General features: G+C 59.5%; 6 protein-coding genes. 5 read left to right on the top strand and 1 reads right to left on the bottom strand.

Translation table 11 applies throughout. The features are described from left to right. Positions 1–106 precede the first annotated feature (106 nt). A complete protein-coding gene (locus tag AB5Y90_RS00950) occupies positions 107–379 on the top strand; it encodes a hypothetical protein (RefSeq protein WP_307896612.1) in 273 nt (90 codons plus the stop codon). Between the two features lie 119 nt (positions 380–498). Here AB5Y90_RS00950 and cysS read toward each other — a convergent pair whose 3' ends face one another. Further along, on the bottom strand, positions 499–1,875 hold the full coding sequence (cysS, locus tag AB5Y90_RS00945) for a cysteine--tRNA ligase (protein WP_201946039.1): 1,377 nt from the start codon (positions 1,873–1,875) through the stop codon (positions 499–501). 212 nt (positions 1,876–2,087) lie between these two features. Here cysS and AB5Y90_RS00940 point away from each other — a divergent pair, with 212 nt between their 5' ends. From AB5Y90_RS00940 to AB5Y90_RS00925, 4 genes are all read left to right on the top strand, one after another. Next, positions 2,088–2,585, top strand: coding sequence for a peptidylprolyl isomerase (locus AB5Y90_RS00940; RefSeq protein ID WP_005337417.1), 498 nt, complete (start codon positions 2,088–2,090; stop codon positions 2,583–2,585). After that, entirely contained in the window at positions 2,575–3,372 is a 798-nt protein-coding gene (locus tag AB5Y90_RS00935) for a DUF4269 domain-containing protein (RefSeq protein WP_307896611.1), read from the top strand. The genes AB5Y90_RS00940 and AB5Y90_RS00935 overlap by 11 nt, the downstream gene beginning before the upstream one ends. Beyond that, the gene (gene lpxH, locus AB5Y90_RS00930) at positions 3,369–4,124 is read left to right on the top strand and encodes a UDP-2,3-diacylglucosamine diphosphatase (RefSeq protein ID WP_307896610.1); all 756 of its coding nucleotides are present in this window, start codon (positions 3,369–3,371) and stop codon (positions 4,122–4,124) included. The genes AB5Y90_RS00935 and lpxH overlap by 4 nt, the downstream gene beginning before the upstream one ends. A gap of 297 nt (positions 4,125–4,421) precedes the next feature. Next, positions 4,422–7,856 (top strand): ImpA family metalloprotease, encoded by a 3,435-nt coding sequence (locus tag AB5Y90_RS00925; RefSeq protein ID WP_307896609.1) that lies wholly within the window; start codon positions 4,422–4,424, stop codon positions 7,854–7,856. The last annotated feature ends 202 nt before the right edge of the window (positions 7,857–8,058 follow it).

Here is an 8,058-nt window from a genome sequence, read left to right as displayed (position 1 = left end):
CTCCACAACGAAACTGAAAAATTTAGTTTATTAAATTCAAATGCTTACAAGGGCGCATTTTTATGTTTGGTGACTTATTCGCACCTTCCTTAGGATGGGTTACCCCATGGAGGGAATATTTCCAGATGAATGGATTAAAGAGTGCAACCAAGAGAATCCTAACTGGTTTAAATCTTGGAGCGTAGATGCAGCAGGTATAGTCGAACCGTTCGAAGTTGATGATAATAAGAAAGAAAATTATGCAAAATTCATGTGTTCCAAGGTTCTCGCAGAGAGTGACTTATCCTCGCTGGCAATGATGGTTAATTTATACTCTGTTGTGGACAAAGCCCTTGAGGCACAACATAAAAAACTTTCTCAAATAGAGAATCAACAATAATAAATTTATACTGAACTGGTGTCATTACTTCACGCCCACAAAAAAACCGCAGCCCAAGGGCTGCGGTTTTTTTATTCGCTCAACCTGTTGGCACCAGACGCCAACAAGGCCAACCGGCCTTAGGCACGGCGCCAGCTGGTCTTGCCGGCGCTGTCTTCCAGCACGATACCCATCTCGGTGAGACGGTTGCGGGCGGCATCGGCAGCAGCCCAGTTCTTGTCGGCACGGGCCTGATTGCGCTCGGCGATCAGGCGCTCGATTTCGGCAACCTCTTCATCCGCTTCATCACCCTTCAAGAAAGCCTCGGGGTCTTGCTGCAGGATGCCGAGCACGGCGCCCAGCTCGCGCAGACGGGCGCCCAGCGCGGCGGCAACGGCCATGTCTTCACCCTTCTGGCGGTTGATCTCGCGCACCAGATCGAACAGGGCGGAGTAGGCTTCCGGGGTGTTGAAGTCGTCATCCATCGCTTCCTTGAAGCGCGCCACCTGCTCGTCACCACCGGCAGCAGCGGCCACCGGCAGATCGCGCAGGGCAGTGTACATGCGCTCCAGCGCGGCGCGGGCTTGCTTCAGGTTATCTTCCGAGTAGTTGAGCTGGCTGCGGTAGTGGCCAGACATCAGGAAGTAACGGACGGTTTCGGCATCGTAGTGGGCCAGCACATCGCGGATGGTGAAGAAGTTGCCAAGGGATTTGGACATCTTCTCTTTATCCACCATCACCATGCCGCTGTGCATCCAGGTGTTGACGTAGTCGCCACCGTGGGCGCAGCAGGACTGGGCGATCTCGTTCTCGTGGTGCGGGAACTGCAGATCGGAACCGCCGCCGTGGATGTCGAAGTGGTTGCCAAGGTGCTTGGAGTTCATGGCGGAGCACTCGATGTGCCAGCCAGGACGGCCCGGGCCCCAGGGGCTTTCCCAGGTCGGCTCGCCGGGCTTGGACATCTTCCACAGCACGAAGTCGAGCGGATTGCGCTTGGCATCGACCACGTCGACGCGGGCACCGGCTTGCAGTTGCTCCAGATCCTGACCGGAGAGCTTGCCGTAGTCGGCGTAGGATTCGACGATAAACATCACATCGCCGTTATCCGCCACGTAGGCGTGCTCTTTATCCAGCAGGGATTGCACCAGCTCGATGATCTCTTCGATGTGCTGGGTGGCGCGCGGTTCGATATCCGGGCGCACCATGCCGAGGGCGTCGAAGTCGGCGTGCATGTCGCCGATCAGCCGCTCGGTCAGCTCGTCGCAGGTGACGCGGGTTTCAGCGGCGCGCTTGATGATCTTGTCATCCACGTCGGTGATGTTGCGCACGTAGGTAAGGTCGTAACCGGCGTAACGCAGGTAGCGAGCCACCACATCAAAGGCGACGAAGGTGCGGCCGTGGCCGATATGACAGTGATCGTAGATGGTGACACCACACACATACATGCCCACCTTGCCCGGGTGGATAGGTTTGAATTCTTCTTTTTGACGAGTGAGTGTGTTGTATATCTTCAGCATCTTCTAACCACTGCCTGTGAGTAAAATGGTTGGTCATGATACCCCGTTCAGGGGCAGAAAACGAGGCAGAAAACGTGGCCAATCCCGCCTGCCAGCACGGTTACGGCGCCAGAGAGACTATGCCGCCAGCCCCTGATGGGCTAGAATTGCCACCACTTTATGCCATACACCTGCGGGCACTTCGTCGTCCGCATCAAATGAAAGGACATATCATGGTCACTCTGCACACCAATCACGGCGACATCACCCTCACCCTGAACGCTGAAAAAGCCCCGGAAACCGTGGCCAACTTCCTGCAATACTGCCGTGACGGTCACTACGACAACACCATTTTCCACCGCGTCATCGACGGCTTCATGATCCAGGGCGGCGGCTATGCCCCGGGCTTTGAAGAGAAAGACACCCGCGCCCCCATCAAGAACGAAGCGGCCAACGGCCTGTCCAACAAGATCGGCACCATCGCCATGGCCCGTACCATGGAGCCGCACTCTGCCAGCGCCCAGTTCTTCATCAACGTGAACAACAACGACTTCCTCGACTTCAAATCCGCCACCACTCAGGGCTTCGGCTACTGCGTATTCGGTGAAGTGACCGCCGGTATGGACGTGGTCAACAAGATCAAGGGCGTCAAGACCGGTAACTACGGCCGCATCCACCAGGACGTGCCGGTAGAAGACGTAGTGATCACCAAGGTGACCCTTGCTGACTGATCTCTGCCGACTCGGCACAGACAAAACTGCGGCCCCGGCCGCAGTTTTTCCATCTGCCTCCCCCACTGCCAGTCCGAACTGGCGCCGCCTCGACTATCTGGCCCACGGCAACCCGCGCCAGCGCTCGGCCCATGCCCTGCTCACCGCCGGTGTGTGGGATGAGCTTGCAGCGCAGTGCGCCGATATGGCACTGGTGAGCACGCTCGCCATCGGCCTCGATCGGCCGGGCAGCGATCTCGATATTCTCTGCCAGCATCCCGATCCTGCGGCGTTTGCCGCTACTTTTGCAGAGCAAGGCTGGCAGGCGAGCGCCAAGGGCGACAATATCTGGCTGCTGGAGCGCACCTTTGCCTGCCTCGACCAGAGCTGCGCTGTTAGCGGTTGCGATCAAAGCGATGCCCGCTGGCCGCTGGAGCTTTACGTGACCCCAGCTCCCATCGAGATGCTGAACGGCTGGCGCCACCTCACCCTGATGGCGGCTTTGCTAGAGCGCTTTGGCGATGCTTTTTACCGCGAAGTGCTGCGTCTGCGCCTTGAAGAGGGATTGAAAGGGGAAGCGGCCATGTGCCGGTTGCTGGGTCTGGCGGGCGATCCTTACGCCGCCCTGCTGACGCTGGAGGGACGCAATCTGGCCGAGCTGTCATGGCAGCCGCCCTCCCGCGACGATATCCATACCTTAACTGGCGCGATGGCGCCCGCAGCGTACTGTTCGTCCGCTGTTGTTTCTACTACCTCTGCCACCCCCGTTTGCCCTGTTTCGACCGAGAGCCCGACCCCCACATCATGAGCACCCTCTTTATCAGTGACATTCACCTCTCTGCCCAGCGGCCCGATATGACCGCGGCACTGGTGCGCTTTCTCGAGCACGACGCCCCCGGCGCCGATGCCCTCTATGTGCTGGGGGATCTCTTCGAATTCTGGATTGGCGACGATGACCCCAATCCGCTCCATCAACAGATGGCCGACGCCTTTTTGGCCCTGAGCCAGCAGAACGTGCCCATCTACTTTATCCACGGCAACCGTGACTTTCTGCTGGGGCAGCAGTTCGCCAAGCGCGCGGGGATGACATTGCTGGGGGACCCCTGCGTCATCGAACTCTATGGGGAGCGGGTAGTGCTGAGCCACGGCGATCTGCTCTGCACCCTGGATGAGGGGTATCAGAAGTTTCGCCGCATCACCCAACTCAAGTGGCTGCGCTGGCTCTTTTTGCGACTGCCGCTCGCCCGCCGTCAGGCCATCGCCTGCAAGATGCGCGGCCAAAGCCAGATGGAGAACGCCCACAAGAGCCAGATCATCATGGATGTGACGCCCGCGGCGGTGGACGACACCCTGCGCGCCCACGACTGCCGGATGATGATCCACGGCCACACCCACAGACCCGCCATCCACGACTTCACCCTCGATGGCCAGCCCGCCCGCCGCATCGTGCTGGGAGACTGGTTCGAGCAAGGCTCGGTGCTGGTCTGCCGCCCCGGCGAGCAGCAGCTGGAAATGCGGGCGCTGGCAACGATCGACCCCGCCGCTCAGCCATCCGGCTGACATCCCCCCTGTGCGGGTTGCAGGCAAAACCTGCGGCCCAGCATCCCCTGTTAACCCGGTGAACCGACTCATTACGGTGAGCTCAGGCTGGTATGGCCTGTGCCGATGGGGTGCTCGCCCCATCCCTATCGGTTCTGCTGCGCCAGCAACACCAAATACGATAAAAGCCGGCCAAAAAAACATCCAAGATGCTGAAAATAAAGCAAAATGACCATTCAATCAGCGTTGAAATAAGCAAGGCAGCTCATTAGACTACCGACTCCCCTACCCGTCGTAACACAAGGAACGTATCAAACAATGAAAAAGACGGTTCTCACCCCCTTACTGGCGCTGTTGATCACAGGCTGTGGCGGCGGTGATGGCGAACAGGAAGAGACCCCTATCCGCCCCCCTGTCACCCCCAACTATTTCGAGGCATCCAGCCAGAGCAACGCGGGCGGACAGTTGAACCCCACCAGCCTGCGGTTGGCGGCGGGAGAGCAGGGGCGCTTCTCGGTACAGGCTGACAGCGGTTACCTCCTGACCGAGATAAGCGGATGTGATGGCACCCTGGACGGCCTCACCTATACCACTGGCCCCATGAGCAGCGATTGCCAGATCTCGGCCAGCTTCACGCAGGAGAGTGCCGCCGTCTATTTCAACGCCACCACCCAAGCTTCTCAGGGGGGCGCACTCAGCCCCGACGCTCTGCGTCTGAACGCCGGTGAACAGGGCCGTTTCACCGTGCAGCCCGAGAGTGGCTTCGTACTGACACAGATCGCAGGATGTGAGGGCACCCTGACGGGTAATACCTACACCACAGCACCCATGCGCGCCGATTGTCAGATCTCGGCCCGCTTTATCAGCGATGCCGCCAATGCGATTGCCCGGGAAGATCATACCCTTGCCAGCGAGCAATCCCTGATCGCCCATGCCCGTGCGACGATTGCCGACAGTGAGGCGCACCGCACCGAACTGGTTCGCAGCCTCTATCAGGGAATGGCACAGATCAGCTGGAACCCGAGCCACGACTCCATCACCTTTTCCAGCTTCCAGCCGGAGAGCACGGTGACCCTGCTCCCCTCCAACATCAATGGCAAGGGGGAGAGCGAGATCCGGGGTCTGGTGATGGTCTCCGAGCAAGCCGATTACCGTCAGGCCGCCATGGGGGCGAACCTGTTTTCCGTTGACCGCACAGCGCAGAGCGAGGCGCTGCTCAAGGGGCTGATTGGCTGGCTGACCCGGGGCAAGGATAGCGATGGCCTGCGCATCCTCACCACCCAGATGCCTAGTCGCGCCGATAGCGTCTATTTTCCCCATAACGAAGGCGTGCGTGACTGGCTCAAGGCGATCTATCCCGACAAGCACAACATCAACCCGGCCAATACCTGCGATTATCAGGCGCTGAGCGACTGTATCGACACCATGGCGCCGGAGCTTATCGTGATCAGCGATATCGACCGCCAGGGGCTGGGGTATCAGGGGATCGCACAGGGGATCGCCAAGGCCAAAGCGGCCGGGATCCCGCTGCTGCTCTCCAACTATCGGCGCGATGCCAGCCCGCTGCTAAGCCCCCTCTATCTCGATATGGGGCTGGTCACCTGGGGCAACTACTGGTCAAAACTCAGAGCCAGCGATCTGGCAGTGAACACCATCATGGCACCCGACGCCCAGCTGATGGCGGTCGATACCCTGCTTGGCAACCTTCAGGATCGCAACTTCACAACCCAGTGGCTCGATAGCTGCGGCGGCAACTTTATCAATTGCGGTGGCTCGGAGAGCTTCAACCAGCAGTTCAAGCTGGGTGCCGACTGGCTGAGAAATGCGGCCATCACCCTCGACAAGGCCGGGATCAGTCCCTTTGCTCGTGACGGCGTGACACTGTTGCCCGCCACCCTGCTGCTGGCCGACAAATACAGGGCCGCCATCGACTACCCGATTGCCTGGGATGAACATCAATCCTGGCAGCAGGCGATGTTTGCCGACTGGCTGGTGAGCTATGCCCGCACCCGTACCCCGGCCCAGCCCGATCTGGGGGAGTACGTCACCGATCGCAACAAGGTGGTGAAGGGACAAGCAGCTCACTACGCCTATCCCGCGACGCTCACCGACAGTCGGCGGATTGCAGTTCCCTACAGCGGGCAATGGACCACCACCGGCTGGTATGCCCTGCCGGGACAAACCATCACCCTGAGACGCACCGATAACGCCGATGTGTCTGCTACCGTCCGACTCAACTACCACAGGCCCAACACCAATCGCGCCTATGAGCAGAAGATCTATCGAGCCCCGCTGGAGCTGACCACCGGGCGACTGATCTTGGCCAAGGGGGGCAGTGTCACCTTCACCTCTCCTTATGGCGGCCCTATCTACCTCTATCTGGAAGGGGGGGCAGCATCGCTGGCCGTCCAGGTGAGCGCCACGGGTGTCACCCGTCATCCGGCCATCATGGATTTCAGTGATGAGCAGCAGATACGCGAGTTCAACGAGCGGCTGGAACAAACCGAGCTGCCCCATATCGATCTGCGGGCCGATGGCGCCGAACAGCATCTGCGCCGGGATCGCTTCACCAAGGCGGTGGGTGGCGTCATCCCCGACACCAATGCCCTGCTCGACAGCATCGCCCGGGATCACATCAATGGCGTCTACACCCTGGCGGGCCTGAAAATTCAGGGCAAGGGGCTCGATGAGTCGCTGCCGGCAGATGTTAAAAACGCCTGCGTGGCACTGTTGGGGGAGGGTTGTCTCGATGAATCGCTCCATACCCGCACCATCATCCAGCATGCCAACTATGACCAGAATGCCCATTGCGGCAGCGGTTGCAGTGGCAACCCGTGGGACTCTTCCGGCAGCATCAGTCCGACCGGCTGGCTCGACAATCACGAGCTGGGCCACAACCTGCAGACCAACCGGTTGAACGTGCAGTACGCTGCGGCAGGCGATGCCGACAACTGGAGTGGCTACGGCAGCCGGGCGGGGGAAAACTCCAACAACATCTTCCCTTATGTGGTGAAGTGGCGCGCCCATTATCTGAGAGATGGCAACACGGCGCCCATCAAGGATGGACACATGAATCACAAGGATCTCTTCTATGTGTTCATGTCTGATGCGGCGCAGGTACGGGACAGGAGTGGCAACCGCGTCGTGCTCGGGGCCAACTGCCAGGTGCTCGATACCGGCGAGAGTCGCTACGAAGCCCCCTGGAAGAGCAATGCCTACGCCGTCCACAACGGCTATCGCATGGCGTTTTATATCCAGATGGCATTACGTGCCCACCGTATGCTCCTGACTGATGGCACCCGGCTGAACGATGGCTTCACTATCTTCACCCTGCTCTATCAGCATTCACGGATCTTCGGCGCGGCAGCCGACAGTGAAGCGCAGTGGAATGCCAACAAGGATAGGCTCGGCTTTAGCCTGTTCCCCTACTCGGGGCATGCAGTCTATGGCGGCAAACGGGTGCGCGACATACCGGGCAATGACTTTATGCTGGTTGCACTCAGTCGGCTCACCGGTTGGGACTGGCGCAATCACTTCGATCTGCTTGGCCTGCGTTACTCCAGCCTCGCGGTCGCTCAGGTGCAGGCCAACCAGCGTTATGGCAGCCTGCCGATGGGGATGTATGTGCTGGAGGATGACCTGCCCCCAGCCAACATGAGCGAAGGCGTCACATTCCTGCCGCTCTCCGAAAGCGACGGATCCACCCTCTGGCCCCGCAACAGTGGCTCGCCAAGCGCCTGCCCAACACCCTGAATAAGATCATCGCGATAACCACAACAAGCGCCCGGCAGGGCGCTTGTTGTTTATCCAGCCTCTGGCCCCGTTGTTGATGATGTGAAGAGGGTGGAATAAGTGGTGATCGCTCACAGATCAGCAAAGCAAACCTGCACTCCTCCTTCAGTCCCCGGGTTGTGTGAACCCCGTCACCTTGCCCCTTGCCAATTGAGAGGATGAT

It is taken from the genome of Aeromonas sp. R4-1 (genome assembly GCF_040908325.1).
In the GTDB taxonomy this organism is placed as follows: Bacteria; Pseudomonadota; Gammaproteobacteria; order Enterobacterales; family Aeromonadaceae; genus Aeromonas; species Aeromonas veronii.
The sequence above is the reverse complement of the archived record's forward strand: the minus strand, read 5'-3'. Positions and strand labels throughout refer to the sequence as shown.

Bases quoted from the DNA above. Each gene is read 5' to 3' on its own strand.
- AB5Y90_RS00950 (WP_307896612.1), top strand. From the start codon at position 107: ATGGAGGGAATATTTCCAGATGAATGGATTAAAGAGTGCAACCAAGAG.
- cysS (WP_201946039.1), bottom strand. From the start codon at position 1,875: ATGCTGAAGATATACAACACACTCACTCGTCAAAAAGAAGAATTCAAA.
- AB5Y90_RS00925 (WP_307896609.1), top strand. From the start codon at position 4,422: ATGAAAAAGACGGTTCTCACCCCCTTACTGGCGCTGTTGATCACAGGC.
- lpxH (WP_307896610.1), top strand. From the start codon at position 3,369: ATGAGCACCCTCTTTATCAGTGACATTCACCTCTCTGCCCAGCGGCCC.
- AB5Y90_RS00940 (WP_005337417.1), top strand. From the start codon at position 2,088: ATGGTCACTCTGCACACCAATCACGGCGACATCACCCTCACCCTGAAC.